Origin of the sequence: Acinetobacter sp. NIOH-H-8 (assembly GCF_046635365.1) — a bacterium.
In the GTDB taxonomy this organism is placed as follows: Bacteria; Pseudomonadota; Gammaproteobacteria; order Pseudomonadales; family Moraxellaceae; genus Acinetobacter.
Genome location: NZ_JBHDVN010000134.1, coordinates 1 through 548, shown reverse-complemented (window position 1 = coordinate 548; position 548 = coordinate 1). Strand labels below are relative to the sequence as shown.

Annotated in this window: 2 protein-coding genes; both read left to right on the top strand. The window is 48.0% G+C overall.

What is annotated here, in order from left to right:
* On the top strand, positions 1-185 hold a 185-nt coding region (locus ACEWB7_RS17415), incomplete at its 5' end, for a hypothetical protein (RefSeq protein WP_411581014.1).
* 137 nt (positions 186-322) lie between these two features.
* Positions 323-548 (top strand): periplasmic heavy metal sensor (locus ACEWB7_RS17410; RefSeq protein ID WP_115969460.1); only part of this gene is annotated, 226 nt, incomplete at its 3' end.

Here is a 548-nt window from a genome sequence, read left to right as displayed (position 1 = left end):
ACCCTACCAGCCCAACAATGACCACGGGGAGGATCGCGCTTCACCATTTAGCTAAGGAGTCTTTAGAACGTTGCATAAAACGCATCTTCTTCTTTGCCTGCTCATCCCTTTCTGACAGCAGAAATCATGCCATCTTTTATCAGCGCTTACCCTGCGCTGTAACACAAAGGCTTAAGTTTCAATGAGTAAAAATGACTCGCTACCCGCAGCAGGCGAGTCATTTTTACTCGTTTATCATGCCAGATTACCCGTCATATCAGCGTTTCATCGTTGGCACGGAAGATGCAATACCCGAAGTAAGACAACCACTGGAGGATTAACCATGAAACGGAACACGAAAATTGCCCTGGTAATGATGGCGCTTTCAGCAATGGCGATGGGATCGACATCGGCATTTGCTCACGGCGGACACGGTATGTGGCAGCAAAATGCCGCGCCTTTGACCAGCGAACAACAAACAGCGTGGCAGAAAATCCATAATGACTTTTACGCTCAAAGCAGCGCACTGCAACAGCAACTGGTGACAAAGCGTTATGAATACAATGCCC